Origin of the sequence: Olleya sp. AS48, from assembly GCF_038900355.1 — a bacterium.
Lineage (GTDB): Bacteria > Bacteroidota > Bacteroidia > Flavobacteriales > Flavobacteriaceae > Olleya.
The window spans coordinates 74274-92819 of sequence record NZ_JBBMRD010000013.1; the positions used below are offsets into that span (position 1 = coordinate 74274).

The following is an 18546-nucleotide window of genomic DNA, read 5'->3' on the forward strand; positions in this document are numbered from 1 at the left end:
ATTTAACTTTGAGAAAAATAAACGTTACACTATGGATAATATAATAAGATATGAGGTTGGCAGCAATGCAATACAACACTTACTTACTGTAAGTGCTACAATTGAATTATCCTATCAGTATTTAAAATCTGAGACCAAAAACGAAATGGTTAAATCTTGGATAGATAATAAACTTAGCTATCTAAAAGCGTTTAAACAGCAGTCTTTATCCATATTAAACACAGTAAATATCCAACAACCAAGCAAGCCTAGTGTATTGTTAAAGCTTAATATGCTATGGTTTAAAATAAAACGTAAGTTTTATAAAAACGAAAGTCAGCTTATTATTAATGAGTGTTTGAAACTTAACGCTTATTTTTTAAGTGAAGTTAATAAAGAAATTAAATCAGGTATCTTATCTAAACCTGCTTACACTTTATTAAACACGTTAAAAAACGAACTTTTAATAACTAAACAAGAGTTTTACATCTCTAAACTAAAACTTAGCTAAATCTAAGTTGCTTTAATTTATTTTTAAACATTATTGCAGCGCTTGTATAACCACCTTCTGTACCATCCACAAAATGGATGTGCTTTTCTTCTCTATCCTCAATATAACAAGACATTATGGATGCATGTGTAGTATGTAAACCATAAATAATTTTTTTATTAGACTCCAGATCATCCAAAAGTATTTGCAAACGCTTAATCTGCTTGTCATTACCAGATATTACTGTATTAATTGATCCGTCTAACATTATTGTATCTGATAATTGACTAACGCGATAAATGTATAATTTTCCAGCTTTAAAAAACTTAAAGTAGTATTTACCAAACACTGTAATTAACCAATTATTAATTAGATACTTTGATTGGTTTTTACCAACTTTAACATACATCTCTTTACGGATCTTTTCTAGCGTAGTGTTTAATTTTAATTTTAAAGTAGTAATTGGGTTTCGACTGTCTAAATCACCAAAAATGTAGTTAATCTCATTCATTATTGTGCCATAAATCTCAGCTTGCTTTTTTTCGTCATCGCAATTAACAAGAAGGCAAATTACTTTTTTATGTTGTTCATTTGGATAGATCTCGTCCCATCTACACTCCATACCTTCCAAATTTAACGCAATGTTTTTATCTTTAATGTTTGCTGTATTATCAAAGCTTTGTTTAATATAATTTTCAGCAAATTTTATTCCGTTACCTAAAACTACAGGTGTTGTCAGGTACTTGTTATGTCTTAATTTAGTAATCCTTAATGTAACCTTGTTATTATATACCTCTTCTACCTGAAGGTATCCAACTCTAAGATTTAATTTTAAGGTATTAGTTATATGCTGACTGTAATTATTTAAAGCAGTCATAATTGGTGATAATAAAACATCAGGAATAATAAAAGTGGAACCATCTCCTCCAAAAAAGTACGGAATTTGGATTTTTTTATCAATACCTTTTATAGTATTTAAAACAGTAATAATACTTCCTGTTGCACATAAATTAACATCATTATGCAAACCATTAGCAACTGCCTCTGTAGAGTTTTTTATATCTGTTACTACAATAGTCCAATTTTTAGGCACACTAGAAAACAAACTTTCATCCTTTAAAAGCTCGGTTAAAGGCAATTTGTTTTTAAAAATACTTTTATAAAAATTAATATCGTCTTTCATGTGTACGTAAAGTATTCTGTAAATAACACTTAGCCAACAAAGGTAATCCATTAATGAATATAAAAATTATGCATTTTGGAAATCATATAACAACTTGGCAAAATTATGTAACAATTAAACTAGAGTCCTAATTTACCTTTGTATTATAATATTAATACTACTTGAAAGCTTCTTTGAGAATATTTTCATATTCTGATCTTGGTTGGTTATAAAAATAGTTAGTAGAGTAGTATTTATTTTAAACCAATACACATGAAACCTAATAAACTCCTTTTAATAGTTACAATAATTTGTATTACACCATTATTAATAATGTCTACTAATAATGAGGTAGAAATTGTGAGTCATTTAGAACCCGTAAAAAATACAAAAACAACTAAAAACAACACTTTAGATTTAGAAATTGGTGACCAATATTTTGACATAAAAATAAAAGTACCACATTTTAAAGTAGCTTCAAATGCTAATCAAAATGTAGTTATTAATACTACCAACCACAGCTTTATTTTGGACCAAAAAGCAACCAAAAACACCACTAAATATACAGTGTCTAATGTTGCTAAAATTACTAACATTATTATTAAAAAGTAAATTGCATAGATTAGTTTATTAATAAGTATTATCTTTATTTTGCAACTAAATTTTTAATATGACCTTGTTTTTTAAATTCGATTTTAATGCCATTTGTCAAATTGTTTTAGAACAAACTTTAAAGGACAATGACATAAAATATAAGCACGTTGGATTTGGAGAAATCGAAGTGTTAGAAAAACTAACCACTGACAAACAAGCCACATTACAATCTGCTTTAGATAAGTACCAAATAGAAATTGTTGAAAACCAGAAAAGTATTTTAGTACAAAAAATTAAGGATACTATTATTGATATGGTTTTTAATGAAGACACTGTGGTAAATGTTAAAAGCTCAGTTTATTTAGCAGATACTTTAGGTCATAGTTATGGCTATTTGTCTAACTTATTCTCGGAAGTGACTTACACTTCTATTGAAAACTTTATAATTCTTCAAAAAATAGAATACGCCAAACAACTTGTAATCAAACAAGATTTAAGTTTAACCGAAATTGCTTTTAGGTTAAACTATTCTAGCGTTGCACATTTAAGTACTCAGTTTAAAAATACAACAGGAATTACTCCTTCTGCGTTCCAAAGGATAATTGCTAAAAGAAGAGAATTTAACCAACAAAACAACCAAGAATAGTATGCAAGAGGATTATATAAATATAACATTAGCAGATGATGATGAAGATGACAGATTGTTTTTTACAGATGCTTTTGATGAAATTAAAATAACAACTAGAGTTAAAACATTTAACGATGGTGTCTATTTAATGGATTACTTAAATAGCGATGATGCCACTTTACCTAATGTCCTATTTTTAGATTTAAACATGCCAAGAAAATCTGGTTTAGAGTGTTTAAAAGAAATTAAACAGAATCCAAAATTTAAGGATATTGCAATTGCAATTTATTCTACCTCAGCTTCCGAAGAAGATATAGAAAACACGTTTATACAAGGTGCTAATATTTATATTAAAAAGCCAAGTGATTTTAAAACTTTAAAAAAAGTGTTGTCAGAAGTAGTTACCATTAATTGGCAATACCATACTAATAGCATGAATAAAGACAACTTTTTACTTCGTTTTTAATATATGATTAAAACACTTTCAAATAATATTTCGTTTTTAAGAACAACCCTGTACATAAGTGCATTTGTAATCTTGGTTGTTGGTGCATTAACCTACAGAAGTATTACGGAAGTAACAAAATCTTCCGAGTTAATTACACATACTTATAAAGTAAATGTCGAGCTTGAACAGATTTTATCAAACCTTAAAGATGCAGAAACTGGTCAACGAGGCTATATTATTACCAAAGACTCTGTTTTTTTAGAACCTTATATTTCTGGAAGAAGCAAAATAAATAACAGCTTTGCAGAGCTAAAGGTTTTAACTAAAGACGACACTATACTTAAAGAAAGCCTAATTGAGGTAAATACGTTAATTAATAAACGGTTATTAGCCTTTCAAACGTCTTACAGATCTTTGCCAAAAGGAGATATTGAAGACCCTAATTTTATTGAAAATTTTAGAAATGGTAGAGCTTTAATGGACTCTATTAGAGACAATATTAAAGGCATTATAAAGTTACAAAACAATTTACTTAAACAACGTCGTAGCGAATATGAAACCGACTTAATGGCAACTCCATTACTATTGTTTTCATTATTACTATGTTCATTAATCCTAATGTATCTTGCTTATAATAGTATTTATAAAAATATAAAACGCCTAAAAGCAACTAACGAAGAATTAGAGATTTTTAAAGAATCTACTAATCAATCCGAAATTGTTAGTAAACATGGTAGCTGGACCTACAATGTTAAAAAAGATGAATTTACATATTCAGACAATTTATACCGATTATTAGGCGAGCAACCACAATCTTTTGAGCCTACCATTGAAAACTTTTTAACCTACGTACATCCAGATGATGTAGAAAAGTTAACCATGCAAGTTGAGCAAATGAAGGAAAATGTGGAGCTACCTTACATTTACTATCGTGTAGTCCACAAAAATGGTAATATTAAACATTTAAAAGCCTACGGAAAGTCTGTTGTAAATGAAGATGACGAAATAGTATTGCTAGGTACTACTGCAGATATTACAGATGAAATTAATAATCTTAGAATATTAGAAGAACGTAATGCTGAGTTAGAACGTAATAATAAAGAATTATCGTCCTTTAATTATGTAGCTAGTCATGATTTACAAGAACCACTTAGAAAAATACAAACATTTTTATCTAGATTAGAAGACGAAGAAAGAGATAAACTTTCTGACAAAGGAAACAAATATATTGATCGTATACAAAACGCTGCTACTAGAATGCGCTTGTTAATTGATGATTTATTGCAATTTTCAAGATCAAATAAAGCAGACAAGGTATTTGAAGAGTCTAATATTAACCTACTTTTAGAAGCTGCAAAACAAGATTTAGCAGAAGTTATTTCAGCTGAAAATGCTGTTATAACCTCAGACACATTCCCTTCAATAAAGGTTATACCTTTTCAAATTCAGCAATTATTTGTAAACCTATTAGGTAATGCTATCAAATATAAATTAGATGGTAAAATACCAAAAATTAATATTACGCATCAAATTGTAGAAGCAGATGGAGAAGACAGTATTGTAAAACCTAAATACTCTCACTACCATAAAATAACATTTACAGATAATGGGATAGGTTTTGACAATCAATATGCAGATCAAATATTTGTACTATTTAGCAGACTACATAATAAGGACCAATATTCTGGTACTGGAATAGGCTTATCTATTTGTAAAAAAATAATAGAAAACCACAAAGGATATATTACTGCTAGTGGACAACCAGAAAAAGGGTCTGTATTTACAGTATACTTACCCATGGAATAGCCATAAACAATCTTTATAATATTAAAACCTTACCAACGTAAGGTTTTTTTTATGTCAAATTTCTAGCTAAAAATTGAAATCATATAACCATTCACTAAAATGATGTAATACCAAAAGCTTTGTTATATCTCATCTTTGCAATGTAATTATAGACCAAATTATTTTAAAATGATAATTCTATAAACAAAACAAAAAATGATGTAACACAAAATTTTGAACTCAGTTGCATCTTTGTAATATCAAAATGTAGAAATGAAAAATGAAATATTTTAAAAACAGAAAGATTACAGTACTATTTATGTTTGTTGTAATCATGATTGGGATAAGCTTTAACTCTTGCGATGAATTAATAAAAAATAAAAATTCAGAAAATCAAAAATCAGAATTAACAAATCAAGCAATTAATAATAACAAAAACGAAGCTAAATTATTACTAATGCTATCTAAGGACAATCAAGATGTAATAAACCTTAGTAAAGCTTTACAAGAAGTAATAAATAAAGACAGCATTATAGATTTAGCAAAAAAAATAGAGCAAACACATGTAGAGTTTGCAGAGGATTTACAAGAAGTGGCTACAGACAAATTAATATCAATACCAAATTACGCTGAGTCACCATTAAACAAATCTATAGTAAGCCTAACAGAAAAAGACAAGTTTAAAGCGCTAAATAAACTTAAATCTATAATTGACAATCAATTATTTATATTAAATAAACTATCAGAAACATCAAACAGTAAAGACTTTAAAACATTAATTGTTGAAGCCGATTCTAAAATAAATGACAGCTTAAATAAGACAAAAAATATTTTAAATGTTTTAAATACTAACAGCTAAATTAAAAAACTATGAAAAAATTAATACTTACCCTAGCCATTATAACATCAACACTATTTTCTGTAAATGCTGCAGAGTTAGATGTATTAGACACACAATTATTTGACAACAATACGCCAATTATAAATAAAGATCCAGAAAAGAAAAAGGTTGCAAAAACTAAAATTTACCAATGGACAGTAAAAACATCATCAGACGTATTTACAGGTACAGCAGATAGTTTAGAAGACGCTAATAGCCAAATAGCCACGTTAACTCAGGCTTCAAAAATTTTGGAAAAAGAGATTTCTAGTATTTATCTAAATAGTGGCAAAAACTCAGACCGTATTTATACTTGGGGAGTTGTAACTGATCGTGGGTTTGCTACTGGAGTAGCAACATCTTTAGATCAAGCTAACCAAATGGTACAACTTATGGGTGAGACTGAGGTCTCTAAATCAAAAATAATCGAATCATTCAAATCAACTAAATAATAACAACTAAATTTTTATATCATGAGAGGACTACTTTATATCATAGCAGTAATACTTGTAATAGGTTGGGCTTTAGGCTTTTTTATCTATAGTGCAAGTGGATTAATACACATATTATTAGTTATCGCAGTAATTGCAATATTACTAAGGCTAATTGGTGGACGAGGCGTATAACCAAAGCTTAATTAATCAATAAAAAGTAATATTTAAACTAACACTAATAGAATGAAAAAATTAATATTATCAGCAATAGTAATAACCATCACATCCTTTACAGTAAGTGCTCAAGACATTTCAAAAAATGCTTTAGGTTTAAGATTAGGAGATAATGATGGCTTAGGTGCAGAAATCTCTTACCAAAGACACCTAAACGATAATAATAGACTGGAATTTGACTTGGGTTGGAGAGACTCAGACAACTTAGATGTTTTTAAGTTAGTAGGTTTATACCAATGGGTAATGCCTCTAGACGAAAGCTTTAATTGGTACGTAGGTGCTGGTGCAGGAGTTGGATCTTATGACTCTGGTAACAACGACGGAACTTTTGCTTTAGTTGCAGGAGATATTGGTATCGAGTATAATTTTAATATCCCTTTACAACTATCATTAGACTTTAGACCAGAACTAGGATTTGATGACAACTATAGCGATGATGTAGACTTTGACATCGCATTAGGAGTAAGATATAGATTCTAAAAAAAAATTAAATAACACAACAAAAACAAAACATTATGAAAACGACAAAAAATAATCAAGACTTAGTAAATTCATTACAAGAATTATTACAAAAAAATTACGATGCAGAAGCTGGTTACAAACAAGTAATGACCAAAGCACAAAGCGAACCTTTAAAAAATTGGTTACAACAAAAAGCATTGCAACGTAATACATTTGCAACAGAATTAGATTTTCAAATTAGAAAACATAATGCAGAGCCTAAAGCTTCTGGAACTATTAAAGGAGACTTACACAGAGGGTGGATTAACGTTAAATCTAGCTTGACTACAGATACAGATGAAGCCTTAATGGAAGAATGTATTAGAGGAGAAAAAGCTAGTGTTAAAGAATATGAAGATCAATTAGAAAACTTTGCTTCAGATACAGAAATCAAAACCATTGTGCAGTCACAATTAACCACTGTAAAATCTGCATTAAACACAGTTAAAAGGTTAGAAGACATCATAGGATAATCCTACCTTTTTACAACAACCACTAAAAACCAAAAATTATGAAAAAGCTAATTTATACCGTATTGACTTTAGCTGTATTAACTACCTCTTTTATGTCTTGTAGAGAGCAATCAGAGAAAGAAGAAGTTATACAAGAGATGAAAGACGAAGGCGCTGAAGTTAAAGTCAAGGACGACAAAATCAAGATGGAAACCGAAGATAAAAAGGTAAAAATCACTGATGACGAAATAAAAACCAAAGAAAAATCTTAAAACATAAAATCATGAAAAAATTATCATATACCTTTTTAGTTATGTTTTGTTTAGCATTAACGCTATCAGGATGTAGAGAAGAGACCACAGGAGAAAAAGTTGAAGATGCTGTAGAGAGTGTAGCAGACGATGTTGAAGATGCAGTAGACTAAATCTCAATTATAAACAATCCAATATAAGGCTCGCAATTTGTGAGCCTTTTTTATAAACTAATAGCAAATGACATCAAAAACAAAAAAACGTAGAGGCTTAAAAAAGAAAAGGTACATCGTACCAATAGCTATTGTAGTCATAATAATTGCTTTTAGATTATACTTACCAATACTTGTAAAAGATAACGTTAATAAAGTTTTAGCAGACATACCTGGTTACTATGGACAAGTAGACGATATAGACATCGCTTTAATTAGAGGTGCATATGTAATTAATGGGATGTATTTAAATAAAGTAAATGCTAAAACACAAGTGCCTTTTTTAAAATTTCCTAAAACAGACATTTCAATAGAATGGAAATCATTATTTACAGGACACATTGTTAGTGAGATTATAATGTATAGTCCAGAAGTAATTTATGTAAAAGAAGATCAAACTAAAACTGCTAATGATGCAGATGTGGACGATTGGACAAAAGCACTAACCGACTTAGTTCCTATTAATATTAACCATCTAACAGTTAACAATGGTAAACTAGCTTATGTAGAGCTTAACACAGATCCTAACATAGATATACAGTTTAACAATATTATTCTTAAAGCAGACAACCTAAGAAATGTAAAAGAGAACAATCCCATACTACCCTCTCCTATTACTGCAACAGCAACTTCAATTGGAAAAGGTAATGTCACACTAAATGGTAACATAAATATTATAAAAAAAATTCCGGACATGGATATCTCCTTTGCTTTAGAAGATGCAGATGTTACAAGTCTAAACCCATTTACAAGACACTATAGTGGTATTGATTTTGAAAAAGGAAAATTTGGGCTTTACAGCGAAATAGCTATTGCAGACGGTTATTTTAAAGGCTACATGAAACCGCTTTTAAAAGACTCTAAATTAATAGGAAAAGATGATGGTGTACTTGGTGTTATTTGGGAAGGTTTTGTAGGTTTTTTCAAATTTGTTTTAAAAAATCAAAGTACAGATACTATTGCCACAAAAATACCAATGGAAGGTGATTTAAATAATATACAATCTGGTATACTTCCAACCATAAGTGGTATATTTAAAAATGCTTGGATTAGCGCTTTTAAAGGCGAAATTGATAATGACATAGAGTTTAAAGACGCTTTTACAGAACAAGATTTAACTAGAAAAGAAAAAAGAGCTCTAAAAAAACAAGAGAAACAAAAAGAGAAAGAGAAGAAAAATAATGAAGAAGAAAAATAAATAAAAAAAGGAGGCAAATCGCCTCCTTTTTTTATTAACCTATAGGTATTATAGTAAATTACTTTCCTAACATTAATAACTCATTACAAACCACCTCAGTAGTGTAACGTTTCATACCATCTTTATCTTGCCAAGTTCTAGTTGTTAATTTACCATCAATTGCAACCTCTTTCCCTTTAACAACATATTTTTCTATTATATCAGCAGTTTTTCCCCAAGCAACTATTTGATGCCACTGTGTATCTGTAATTTTTTCGCCATTAGTATTTTTATAACTCTCGTTAGTAGCTAATGTAAATCTTGCCAACTTTTTACCAGATTCAAGATTAATAATTTCTGGATCTTGACCAAGATTTCCAATTAACTGTACTTTGTTTCTTAACGTATTCATAAGATAAGGTTTTTAAAAAGCCAAATATCATTAGTTCCATTTGACACTGCAAAGATGAAACAACACCCTAATTTTAGTCGGTAGTTACGCATTTAATGTCGGTTGTAAACGTTTGTTGTCGTTTGTAAACGGAAAAAGCGTATATTAGTAAAACAATTAACACATTATGAAACAGTCAATTACCATACTTATTTTGTTGTTTATTTCGGTAAGCTATTCACAAACTAATACTTTAAAATTTGAAGACCACATGACGTCTCCAAAAGCCAATTTAAGTCAAGTCTCATGGATAGCTGGACACTGGAAAGGTGAAGCTTTTGGTGGTATAACAGAAGAGATTTGGAGTCCACCTCTAGGCGATTCTATGATGTTTAGTTTTAAATTAGTCAGTGATGGTAAAGTTATTTTTTACGAACTTGGCGGAATTAGACAAGCGGATGACACTTTAATTTTTCAGCTTAAACATTTTGGTAACGACTTTAAAGGTTGGGAAGAAAAGGACGAAACTGTAGATGCTAAATTGATAAAAATAGATAACAAACGTGCATATTTTGATCAATTTACATTTGAAAGAATTAGTGATACAGAAATTAATATCTACGTTGTAATTACAGAAAATGGACAAACTGAAGAAGTAAAATTTAACTACAAAAAGACTAATGACTTTTAATATAGAAACCGAAAGATTATTACTTCGCGAGTTAAGAGCTACCGATTTAGAAGGTATGTTTGAGTTAGATGCTAATCCAAACGTACATAGATATTTGGGTAACAAACCCATTAAAACCAAAGCCGAAGCTAAAAAAATATTAGACAGTGTTAAACAACAATATGCAGATCGTGGTATTGGTAGATTTGCTGTTATTGAAAAAGCAACAGGTGATTTTATTGGCTGGTCTGGTATTAGATTAAACACAGAATACAACATGAATGGATTTACAAAATACTATGATGTTGGTTATAGATTAATTGAACGTTATTGGGGAAAAGGCTATGCTACCGAGTCTGGTAAAGCTGCTGTAGATTATGCCTTTAAAGTCATGAAACTACCTGTACTTTATGCAACCACTGAAGCTGGTAACCAAGCCTCACACAAGGCACTTTTAAAAATAGGATTACAATATGTCAACGATTTTTATTTTGAACAAGAACAATTAAACTTACGTTGGTATAAAATTGAAAACAAATAAATTATGATTAAAACCTGTCCAGAATGTGGAGATAAAATAGTTGGACGTATAGATAAAAAATTCTGTAGTGACGGTTGCAGGAATGCGTATAACAACAAAGTTAATAAGGATGGTAAAAACTTAATCCGCAACATTAATAATCGTTTACGCAAAAATTGGCGCATATTAGAAAGTCTTAATCCTGAGCAAAAAACCAAAACCACAAAAACTAAACTTGAAGCTAAAGGTTTTGATTTTAACTATTTTACAAGCACATACACTACCAAAGCTGGTACAATATATTACTTTGTTTATGACCAAGGCTACTTACCTTTAGAAAACGACTTTTATGCTTTAGTAAAACGTCAATAAGCATACTAAATCTATTTCCAATTATGTCCTTTAAGTTGCATTGCAGCTTTTAAAATATCCTTTTGGCTAATTTGACCAACCAATTTTCCGTCTTCAACAATTGGAAAGCGTCGTCGTTTAGACTCTAAAAACTTGGCAGCAGCATCAAACACATTTAAATTACCATCAATGGTTTCAACATTTTTAACCATATGTTTTTCAACGCTATTATTTTCAGTTGGCATATTATAATAGCGACTGTCACTAATCTGCTTAATACAATCTCCTTCGGATATAATACCTATCAATTCATTTTTATCATTTACAACTGGTCCTCCAGAAATTTTATGCTTAATTAAAGTATCAATAACGTCTTCCACACTTTGCGTGGATTTAAAAGTTATTAAATCTCTAGTCATGTAATCACTAACCTTTAAAGATTGATTAGTGTCTAACTGTTGTCCCTTTCTTGGACCTTCAAAACTTTTAATTCCCATAATTTTAATTTTTTATTTACTTAAAGTTACTGATTTTTAAACTTTTAACCTAAACCATTAACAAACTAAATATTCAATTTTATAATATTATAAGATAAAAACACAGCTTAGCAGCAATTAAAATCAACCTATTAATAATTAGTTATTTAAGAAAAATACTTCAAAAAAAATTATAGTTTTGAAGCAATTAAAATATTTAAAATGAAAAACATACTTTATCTAGTAATTTTATGCTTCGGTCTTGGAGCAACTGCACAAACTAATGATGCTTTATCAAAACATTATGAAGCTTATTATAAACAAATGAAGGCTCAAGGAGATGTACAAGGTATCATTAATGCTTTGACGCATCTTAACCTTTTAAAACCATCTGAAGCAAGAAAAGACACCTTAGCTTACGTATATTTAAACGAAGGTAAGTTTACGCAAGCCTTAAATACTATTGGTATTGCGCAAAAGTCAACAGACTCTGACATTGCTTTAGAAGTAAAAGCTGTAGCTTTAAAAGCTTTAGGTGATTTAAATAAGTCTATTCCTTTTTTCAAGGCTATGCATGACAAATCTCCAAACGCTCCTGTGGCTTATGAGATTGCTGAAATTTATTTAAACTTGAACAACCTAACTGAAGCTAAAAAATATATTGATTTAGGTTTAGCGACTGTAAAAGACACACAAGGAAAAACATTTTACGAAACACAACAACCATATGCTGTACCTTTAAAAGCAGGTTTATATTATTTAGATGCTTTAGTTTTATTAAATAAAAATAAAGACACTAATATTAGTGCTGCATTATTAATTCTAGATAAAGCTTTAGCAATTGAGCCTGAGTTTAACATGGCATTAATAGCAAAAAACGCCTTAACAGCTCAACAAAATCAACCTAAAAACTAAGCTAGTTATAGGTCATAAAAAAAGCCTTCCCAATGGGAAGGCTTTTTTTGTTTTTTTTATTGTTTCTATTTAACAACAATAAACTCACTTCTTCTATTTAATTGATGTTCTGACTCGCTACAAGGGACTCCATCGCTACATCTATTTCTTAATTGTGTTTCTCCATAACCGTTACCAGTTAATCTAGATCTACTTATACCTCCAATATTAACTAAATAGTCGACTGTAGATTTTGCTCTTCTGCTAGATAAGTCTGCATTATAAGCAGAAGTATTACGACTATCTGTATGAGATCTAACATCTATTTTGATGTTTTTATACACATTCATAAAGTCAATTATTTTACGCAATTCAACTTCAGCATCAGCTCTAATATAATCTTTATCTAAATCAAAATAAATCATATTTATCCCAAGTAATGGAGCGACATCAGTCCCCTCTTCAATAACCTTATCTGGTTCTAACTCCAGACCAATTTCTAATGCAAGTTCTAATTCTGCTGTAGTGTTAAAACACTCTTCATCAAAACCATAATTTATTTTTGAAGCTCTTACACAATAAGAACTGTTACAATCTAATGGAAATGAAAATGAACCATCGTCACCAGCTATTTGTTGATCAACGATTTCGTTTGCTAAATTCATTAGTAACACTTTAGCTCTTGGTATGATAGCTTTTGTGTTTTTATCTATAACAACTCCACTTACAGATTGCTCGCAATTTGTTATTAAAGGTTTAATGCTTTTAAAGCTATAAATGTCATCGTCTCCAACTCCTCCTTCTCTATTAGAAGCAAAATATCCTATTCCAGTTGTGCTATTAATAATAAAAGTAAAGTCGTCTTCAGGACCATTAATTGGTGTACCTAAGTTAAAAACACTACCTAACTGATCTTCATTTAATTCTGAAACAAAAACATCTAATCCTCCTAAACCAACATGTCCATCTGATGCAAAATATAATTTATTATCCTTACTAATAAATGGAAACGTTTCTCTTCCTTCTGTATTTATCTTGTTTCCTAGATTTGTTATTTCTCCAAAAGCACCATCGTTAATTGATACTTTATATAAATCAGACTGTCCATTAGTTCCAGGCATATCACTTGCAAAATAAAGTGTTTTTTCGTCTGTGCTTAAAGCTGGATGTGCAACAGAATACTCATCACTATTAAAAGGTAATTCTTCGACTTGCCAAGTAGTGTTTTCGTCATCCGTTCTGACAGCTCTGTATAGTTTTAGTCTATTTGTGCCTTCTTGATCTTGCTTATAATCTTCATTAGTATAGTTATTTCTTGTAAAGTACATAGTTTTACCATCTTTTGTAAAAATAGCAGTAGACTCGTGATAAATAGAGTTAATTTTAGAGCTAAACTTAGTACTACTAGATTTAGATAGTTCTGAACTATGCAACTTATATAAATCTAAAAAGGGTTGCTCATTCCAGTCATGAACACGTTTTACAACTCCTCTATTATTTCTGTTTGATGAATAAATAATACTACCTTGATAGAAGGATGGTGCAAAATCTGATAACGTTGAATTAAAATCTACATTTATTAATTCAAATCGTCCAGATTGTAATTCTATTTCTTTTAAATAATTTCTTTCATTTACAAATAGATTTGCACGATAATCTTCTCCTTTGGCTTTGTAAAAGGCTTCCATAATTCTATCTGAAGCGTCATACTTTTCGTCACTTTTTAATGACAATGCGTATCTGTAAATGTATTCTGATTCTAAATTTTCTGTAGACTCAAAAAGTTGTCCATACCATTTAGCTGCATTTGTATAATCTGCATTGAAGTAATATGAATCACCTAGTTTTTTTAATAAATCTTGAGATTGAAATCCTTCATTAGTGGCTTTAAGATAAGATTCTCTAGCATCAATGTATGCTAATTGTTCATATTCTTTATCTCCCTCTTTTACTGCTTTTTTTTCTTGAGCAGAAGTTATATTAGGAACCAGTAAAATTAAAGCTAAATATATTTTTATAATATGTTTCATGAATTTTAATTTTTTTGATTAAAAGAATCTTGGCGAAATCATTCGGTTATTACGCTTAAACAATTCATATCTTAAGAATATTTCATATGAACCATCATTAAATTGTTTTAATTGTGTTGTTTCTCTGTCATAAGCTACTCCTAACATTAATTGATCCGAAACTTGAAAACCTAACATACCACTTAGAGCGGCACTCCATCTATAAGCTGCGCCAAGAGTTAACTTATCTTGAATTAAAAAGTTAGCAGATAAGTCTACTTGTAAAGGAGCTCCTCTAACTATTTTAAATAAGGTAGAAGGCTTAAATTTTAAGTCTTCATTTAAGTCAAAAGTCTTCCCTGCCATTAAATATAAGTTTACACGTTCTGTTGCTGTTGCGAAAGAATTATTATTAGCAGCATTTTCATCAAAATGTTCTGTTTCTAAAATATTTGGTGCACTTAAACCAAGGTAAAAGCTATCTGTATAATAATAAACACCTAATCCAAATTGTGGAGAAAATTTATTATCTATATTAATTTCTGCATCAGCATCACCAGGATTGAATGCTCCTGTATTTAGCTTATTTGTGTCAATATTTAAAAAGTGTCCTCCAGCTTTAAATCCTAAAGCTAATTTACCTTCATCTGAAACATCTAATGTGTAACTAAAAGCAAGATCTATATAAGTTTCACTAGTAATAAAGATCTCGTCATGAGTTATATTTAGTCCTAATCCAACTTTTTCTCCAACAGGTGAGTGTAAAGACGCTGTAAATGTGTCTGGAGCACCATCTAAACCAACCCATTGTGTTCTATACAATCCAACAAAACTAAGTACGTCTCTTGAACCAGCATACGCAGGATTAATACTAAGTGTATTATACATGTACTGTGTGTATTGTGCATCTTGCTGAGCGTGACTTTCATTAGAATAAAATCCTATTGAAAATAATGCTAAAAATATTATGAAATAATTTCTCATATTTAATTGAATTTAAACCAGTAGCTCTATATAGAGCTACTGGAATTTTATAATTTATTTTCTATTAATGTATAATGGTCCTGCTTTTTGTACTGAGTTACCTTCATTGTTAACATAAGTCAATACATAGTAATAAGTCCCAACTGGTAATTTTTCATCTTTTTGAACTGTAACACGTCCTTCTGAAATACCTCTAAAGAAATTGTTATTTGTACCATAACCATCTACGTTATAGACTTCTACTCCCCAACGGTTATAAATTTGTAATGTGTTATTTGGATAATTTTCTATACCACTAATTACAAATACATCATTGTCTCCATCACCATTTGGTGTCATGATATCAAAGATATTTAATCCATCTTCAGCATCAGGATCTCCATTATTACATTCTGCATAATCTGGAATACCATTGTCATTGTTATCAGCTAACTCTTCACCATTAGTAAAGCCATCACCTAAACCATCACAATCACAGTCTGCGTTTAACCAATCATCACTTACAGTTGTAATATCTTGACTTTCAAAATCGAAATCACAAGCATCTGTAGGATCTGTTCCATCCATAAGTTCAGTTTCATTATCGACACCATCACCATCACAATCTGTGGTATTCCATTCTTGACTTGGTTCTATACTTTGATCATCTAGATTAAAGTCACATGGGTCGTTTGCGTCAGTTCCATTTGGTCCAACAATTCCATCTCCATCAGGATCAATCTCATCTATATTTGTTACACCATCACCATCACAATCTGATAATGCAATAGCATCAGACATAGTAAATAAATCTATATTATCTAAATCAAATATACATGGGTCTTCCGTGTCATCATCATTACCATTTGGTGTACCGTCTCCATCACAATCTGCATCTAACCACTCTTGACTAGGAGTAACTGTTTGACTATCTAAAATATAGCTACAAAGATCTAATGGATCTGTACCATCATCAAGCTCATCACTATTTGTAACACCATCTCCATCACAATCTAATGCATCCCAAGCTTGGTTCTGATTAAGTGTAACATTTTCTAAATCAAATTCACAAGGTTCTAAAGGACCAGTACCATCAATTAGTTCATCAGCATTAGTAACACCATCACCATCACAATCAAGTGCATTCCATTCATCACTTGCTGAAATAGTTATACTTGATGTAAAGAAATCACATGGGTCATTTGGATCTGTTCCATCTAAAATTTCATCTTCATTTGTTACTCCATCACCATCACAATCAGCTAACATAAAATCTCCTGATGTTGTTAATGTTTGACTAGCAACTACAAAATCACATGGATCATTAGAATCTGTTCCATCTACAATTTCATCTCCATTAGTAACACCATCACCATCACAATCTAAATTATTCCATTCAGTCGTTACAATAGTTAAATCTTGACTAGTAACTAAATAATTACATGGATCTTGAGGGTCTGTACCATCACCAATTTCTGTACCATTTGATACTCCATCTCCATCACAATCTGCTCCCAACCATTCAACTGAAAGAATTGTTAAATCTTGAACAGATGCATCATAATCACATGGATCTAGTGGATCTGTTCCTGTTCCTATTTCATCACCATTTGAAACTCCATCACCATCACAATCAGCAATTAAGTAATCACCTGAAGATGTAACTGTTATACTTCCTGCATTGAAATTACAAGGGTCATTTGGATCTGTTCCATCTGTAATTTCATCTGCATCTAATACACCATCTCCATCACAGTCTACAATACTTGTTACGACTACTGTAATACTAGCAACATCATAATCACATGGATTCTTTGGATCGGTTCCATCTGGTGTTGTAGGATCGCCATCTGGTCCGTTAATTTCATCTGCATCCGTTACTCCATCGCCATCACAATCTACTGTGCTCGTTACTGGTACTGTAATATCTCCAATATTATAATCACATGGATCGTTTGGATCCGTTCCTGCTATAATCTCATCTGCATCTGTGACTCCATCGCCATCACAATCTACTATACTCGTTACAGGTACTGTTATATCTCCTAAGTTATAATCACAAGCATCGTTTGGATCTGTCCCTGAACTTATTTCATCTGCGTCAGTGACTCCATCGCCATCACAGTCAACCGTACTTGTTACTGATAATGTTATACTTGCTACATTATAGTCACATGGATCATTTGAATCCGTTCCGTCAAGTATTTCATCACCATTAATTACACCATCTCCGTCACAATCAGCATTATTCCAAAGAGATGTAACAATAGTTAAATCTTGACTAGTAGTTAAATAATTACATGGATCTAATGGATCGGTAGCGTCTCCAAGTTCAGTACCATTAGACACACCGTCGCCATCGCAATCATCTCCTAACCATAATGTACTTACAATAGTAATATCTTGGATTGAAGCATCATAATCACATGGATCATTTGGATCTGTTCCTGTAGCAATTTCATCTCCATTAGTTACACCATCTCCATCACAATCAGCAGCTAAGTAATCACCTGAAGGTGTTACTGAAATACTACCTGTAACGAAATCACATGGATCGTTTGGATCAGTTCCATCTGCAATCTCAGCTGCATCGGTTACACCATCTCCATCACAATCTACTATACTAGTTACTGCTACTGTAATACTTGCTACGTTATAGTCACATGGATCTGTTGGATCTGTTCCGTCTGGAGTCGTTGGATCGCCATCTGGTCCGCTAATCTCATCTGCGTCAGTAACTCCATCTCCATCACAATCTACTATACTCGTTACAGGTACTGTTATATCTCCTAAGTTATAATCACAAGCATCGTTTGGATCTGTCCCTGAACCTATTTCATCTGCGTCAGTAACTCCATCGCCATCACAATCTACTGTGCTTGTTACTGCTACTGTTATGTCTGCTACGTTATAATCACATGGATCGTTTGGATCTGTTCCTGCTGCTATCTCATCTGCATCTGTAACGCCATCGCCATCACAATCTACTGTGCTCATTACGTCTACTGTTACATCTGCTACGTTATAATCACATGGATCATTAGG

General features: G+C 31.0%; 23 protein-coding genes. 17 read left to right on the plus strand and 6 right to left on the minus strand.

All coding sequences use genetic code 11. The annotated features are described in order from the left end of the window. Positions 1–31 precede the first annotated feature (31 nt). A complete protein-coding gene (locus WNY60_RS14335) occupies positions 32–490 on the plus strand; it encodes a hypothetical protein (RefSeq protein ID WP_342862801.1) in 459 nt (152 codons plus the stop codon). On the opposite strand, the gene WNY60_RS14340 is transcribed toward WNY60_RS14335, so the two are convergent. Next, positions 483–1703: a DUF3095 domain-containing protein gene (locus WNY60_RS14340; RefSeq protein ID WP_342862802.1), complete on the minus strand. Its 1221-nt coding sequence runs from the start codon at positions 1701–1703 to the stop codon at positions 483–485. The genes WNY60_RS14335 and WNY60_RS14340 overlap by 8 nt on opposite strands. A gap of 201 nt (positions 1704–1904) precedes the next feature. Between WNY60_RS14340 and WNY60_RS14345 the strand changes: the two genes are divergently transcribed. The 12 genes from WNY60_RS14345 (at position 1905) to WNY60_RS14400 (ending at position 9248) form a co-directional block, all read left to right on the plus strand. Continuing rightward, positions 1905–2243 carry a hypothetical protein gene (locus WNY60_RS14345; RefSeq protein WP_339807633.1) on the plus strand — a complete coding sequence of 113 codons (339 nt, stop codon included), beginning with the start codon at positions 1905–1907 and terminating at the stop codon, positions 2241–2243. 58 nt (positions 2244–2301) lie between these two features. After that, positions 2302–2871 (plus strand): helix-turn-helix transcriptional regulator, encoded by a 570-nt coding sequence (locus WNY60_RS14350; RefSeq protein WP_145004450.1) that lies wholly within the window; start codon positions 2302–2304, stop codon positions 2869–2871. Position 2872: 1 nt separating this feature from the next. Beyond that, on the plus strand, positions 2873–3319 hold the full coding sequence (locus tag WNY60_RS14355; protein ID WP_145004452.1) for a response regulator: 447 nt from the start codon (positions 2873–2875) through the stop codon (positions 3317–3319). A gap of 3 nt (positions 3320–3322) precedes the next feature. Beyond that, a complete protein-coding gene (locus WNY60_RS14360) occupies positions 3323–5107 on the plus strand; it encodes a CHASE3 domain-containing protein (RefSeq protein ID WP_342862803.1) in 1785 nt (594 codons plus the stop codon). Between the two features lie 259 nt (positions 5108–5366). Next, complete coding sequence (locus tag WNY60_RS14365) at positions 5367–5945, plus strand: hypothetical protein (protein WP_342862804.1); 579 nt, start codon at positions 5367–5369, stop codon at positions 5943–5945. Between the two features lie 11 nt (positions 5946–5956). After that, positions 5957–6418, plus strand: a complete 462-nt coding sequence (locus WNY60_RS14370) for a hypothetical protein (protein ID WP_145004461.1) — start codon at positions 5957–5959, stop codon at positions 6416–6418. Between the two features lie 21 nt (positions 6419–6439). Next, a complete protein-coding gene (locus WNY60_RS14375; RefSeq protein WP_292947434.1) occupies positions 6440–6592 on the plus strand; it encodes a lmo0937 family membrane protein in 153 nt (50 codons plus the stop codon). A gap of 51 nt (positions 6593–6643) precedes the next feature. Further along, entirely contained in the window at positions 6644–7114 is a 471-nt protein-coding gene (locus WNY60_RS14380) for an outer membrane beta-barrel protein (protein WP_342862805.1), read from the plus strand. A 35-nt stretch (positions 7115–7149) separates the two neighbouring features. Beyond that, positions 7150–7608, plus strand: coding sequence for a PA2169 family four-helix-bundle protein (locus WNY60_RS14385; protein ID WP_028282368.1), 459 nt, complete (start codon positions 7150–7152; stop codon positions 7606–7608). A gap of 38 nt (positions 7609–7646) precedes the next feature. Then, positions 7647–7859: a hypothetical protein gene (locus tag WNY60_RS14390; RefSeq protein ID WP_342862806.1), complete on the plus strand. Its 213-nt coding sequence runs from the start codon at positions 7647–7649 to the stop codon at positions 7857–7859. A gap of 11 nt (positions 7860–7870) precedes the next feature. Continuing rightward, positions 7871–8011, plus strand: a complete 141-nt coding sequence (locus WNY60_RS14395) for a hypothetical protein (protein ID WP_191099631.1) — start codon at positions 7871–7873, stop codon at positions 8009–8011. 67 nt (positions 8012–8078) lie between these two features. Continuing rightward, entirely contained in the window at positions 8079–9248 is a 1170-nt protein-coding gene (locus tag WNY60_RS14400) for a DUF748 domain-containing protein (protein ID WP_342862807.1), read from the plus strand. Positions 9249–9306: 58 nt separating this feature from the next. Here the strand turns inward: WNY60_RS14400 and ssb are convergent, their stop codons facing one another. After that, complete coding sequence (gene ssb, locus WNY60_RS14405) at positions 9307–9639, minus strand: single-stranded DNA-binding protein (protein WP_028282371.1); 333 nt, start codon at positions 9637–9639, stop codon at positions 9307–9309. A gap of 166 nt (positions 9640–9805) precedes the next feature. On the opposite strand from ssb, the gene WNY60_RS14410 reads away from it, so the two are divergent. Genes WNY60_RS14410 through WNY60_RS14420 form a run of 3 tightly spaced genes read left to right on the plus strand, consistent with a single transcriptional unit; the run spans position 9806 to position 11180 of the window. Beyond that, on the plus strand, positions 9806–10309 hold the full coding sequence (locus tag WNY60_RS14410; protein WP_342862808.1) for a DUF6265 family protein: 504 nt from the start codon (positions 9806–9808) through the stop codon (positions 10307–10309). Next, positions 10299–10829 (plus strand): GNAT family N-acetyltransferase, encoded by a 531-nt coding sequence (locus WNY60_RS14415; RefSeq protein ID WP_342862809.1) that lies wholly within the window; start codon positions 10299–10301, stop codon positions 10827–10829. Before WNY60_RS14410 ends, WNY60_RS14415 begins: the two co-directional genes overlap by 11 nt. Positions 10830–10832: 3 nt before the next feature. Continuing rightward, the gene (locus WNY60_RS14420; protein ID WP_028282374.1) at positions 10833–11180 is read left to right on the plus strand and encodes a hypothetical protein; all 348 of its coding nucleotides are present in this window, start codon (positions 10833–10835) and stop codon (positions 11178–11180) included. 11 nt (positions 11181–11191) lie between these two features. On the opposite strand, the gene WNY60_RS14425 is transcribed toward WNY60_RS14420, so the two are convergent. Beyond that, entirely contained in the window at positions 11192–11656 is a 465-nt protein-coding gene (locus WNY60_RS14425; protein ID WP_342862810.1) for a CBS domain-containing protein, read from the minus strand. 201 nt (positions 11657–11857) lie between these two features. On the opposite strand from WNY60_RS14425, the gene WNY60_RS14430 reads away from it, so the two are divergent. Continuing rightward, positions 11858–12550 (plus strand): hypothetical protein, encoded by a 693-nt coding sequence (locus WNY60_RS14430; protein ID WP_028282376.1) that lies wholly within the window; start codon positions 11858–11860, stop codon positions 12548–12550. A 65-nt stretch (positions 12551–12615) separates the two neighbouring features. On the opposite strand, the gene WNY60_RS14435 is transcribed toward WNY60_RS14430, so the two are convergent. The 3 genes from WNY60_RS14435 to WNY60_RS14445 all read right to left on the minus strand — a co-directional run. Continuing rightward, entirely contained in the window at positions 12616–14559 is a 1944-nt protein-coding gene (locus tag WNY60_RS14435; protein WP_342862811.1) for an OmpA family protein, read from the minus strand. 18 nt (positions 14560–14577) lie between these two features. Beyond that, positions 14578–15522 carry a type IX secretion system membrane protein PorP/SprF gene (locus WNY60_RS14440; RefSeq protein WP_342862812.1) on the minus strand — a complete coding sequence of 315 codons (945 nt, stop codon included), beginning with the start codon at positions 15520–15522 and terminating at the stop codon, positions 14578–14580. A gap of 54 nt (positions 15523–15576) precedes the next feature. Then, a partial coding sequence (locus tag WNY60_RS14445) for a gliding motility-associated C-terminal domain-containing protein (RefSeq protein WP_342862813.1) occupies positions 15577–18546 on the minus strand: 2970 nt, incomplete at its 5' end.

What these genes read in the sequence shown, in the direction of transcription:
- WNY60_RS14335 (WP_342862801.1), top strand. Translation starts at nt 32, where the DNA reads ATGGATAATATAATAAGATATGAGGTTGGCAGCAATGCAATACAACAC.
- WNY60_RS14340 (WP_342862802.1), bottom strand. Translation starts at nt 1,703, where the DNA reads ATGGATTACCTTTGTTGGCTAAGTGTTATTTACAGAATACTTTACGTA.
- WNY60_RS14345 (WP_339807633.1), top strand. Translation starts at nt 1,905, where the DNA reads ATGAAACCTAATAAACTCCTTTTAATAGTTACAATAATTTGTATTACA.
- WNY60_RS14350 (WP_145004450.1), top strand. Translation starts at nt 2,302, where the DNA reads ATGACCTTGTTTTTTAAATTCGATTTTAATGCCATTTGTCAAATTGTT.
- WNY60_RS14355 (WP_145004452.1), top strand. Translation starts at nt 2,873, where the DNA reads ATGCAAGAGGATTATATAAATATAACATTAGCAGATGATGATGAAGAT.
- WNY60_RS14360 (WP_342862803.1), top strand. Translation starts at nt 3,323, where the DNA reads ATGATTAAAACACTTTCAAATAATATTTCGTTTTTAAGAACAACCCTG.
- WNY60_RS14365 (WP_342862804.1), top strand. Translation starts at nt 5,367, where the DNA reads ATGAAATATTTTAAAAACAGAAAGATTACAGTACTATTTATGTTTGTT.
- WNY60_RS14370 (WP_145004461.1), top strand. Translation starts at nt 5,957, where the DNA reads ATGAAAAAATTAATACTTACCCTAGCCATTATAACATCAACACTATTT.
- WNY60_RS14375 (WP_292947434.1), top strand. Translation starts at nt 6,440, where the DNA reads ATGAGAGGACTACTTTATATCATAGCAGTAATACTTGTAATAGGTTGG.
- WNY60_RS14380 (WP_342862805.1), top strand. Translation starts at nt 6,644, where the DNA reads ATGAAAAAATTAATATTATCAGCAATAGTAATAACCATCACATCCTTT.
- WNY60_RS14385 (WP_028282368.1), top strand. Translation starts at nt 7,150, where the DNA reads ATGAAAACGACAAAAAATAATCAAGACTTAGTAAATTCATTACAAGAA.
- WNY60_RS14390 (WP_342862806.1), top strand. Translation starts at nt 7,647, where the DNA reads ATGAAAAAGCTAATTTATACCGTATTGACTTTAGCTGTATTAACTACC.
- WNY60_RS14395 (WP_191099631.1), top strand. Translation starts at nt 7,871, where the DNA reads ATGAAAAAATTATCATATACCTTTTTAGTTATGTTTTGTTTAGCATTA.
- WNY60_RS14400 (WP_342862807.1), top strand. Translation starts at nt 8,079, where the DNA reads ATGACATCAAAAACAAAAAAACGTAGAGGCTTAAAAAAGAAAAGGTAC.
- ssb (WP_028282371.1), bottom strand. Translation starts at nt 9,639, where the DNA reads ATGAATACGTTAAGAAACAAAGTACAGTTAATTGGAAATCTTGGTCAA.
- WNY60_RS14410 (WP_342862808.1), top strand. Translation starts at nt 9,806, where the DNA reads ATGAAACAGTCAATTACCATACTTATTTTGTTGTTTATTTCGGTAAGC.
- WNY60_RS14415 (WP_342862809.1), top strand. Translation starts at nt 10,299, where the DNA reads ATGACTTTTAATATAGAAACCGAAAGATTATTACTTCGCGAGTTAAGA.
- WNY60_RS14420 (WP_028282374.1), top strand. Translation starts at nt 10,833, where the DNA reads ATGATTAAAACCTGTCCAGAATGTGGAGATAAAATAGTTGGACGTATA.
- WNY60_RS14425 (WP_342862810.1), bottom strand. Translation starts at nt 11,656, where the DNA reads ATGGGAATTAAAAGTTTTGAAGGTCCAAGAAAGGGACAACAGTTAGAC.
- WNY60_RS14430 (WP_028282376.1), top strand. Translation starts at nt 11,858, where the DNA reads ATGAAAAACATACTTTATCTAGTAATTTTATGCTTCGGTCTTGGAGCA.
- WNY60_RS14435 (WP_342862811.1), bottom strand. Translation starts at nt 14,559, where the DNA reads ATGAAACATATTATAAAAATATATTTAGCTTTAATTTTACTGGTTCCT.
- WNY60_RS14440 (WP_342862812.1), bottom strand. Translation starts at nt 15,522, where the DNA reads ATGAGAAATTATTTCATAATATTTTTAGCATTATTTTCAATAGGATTT.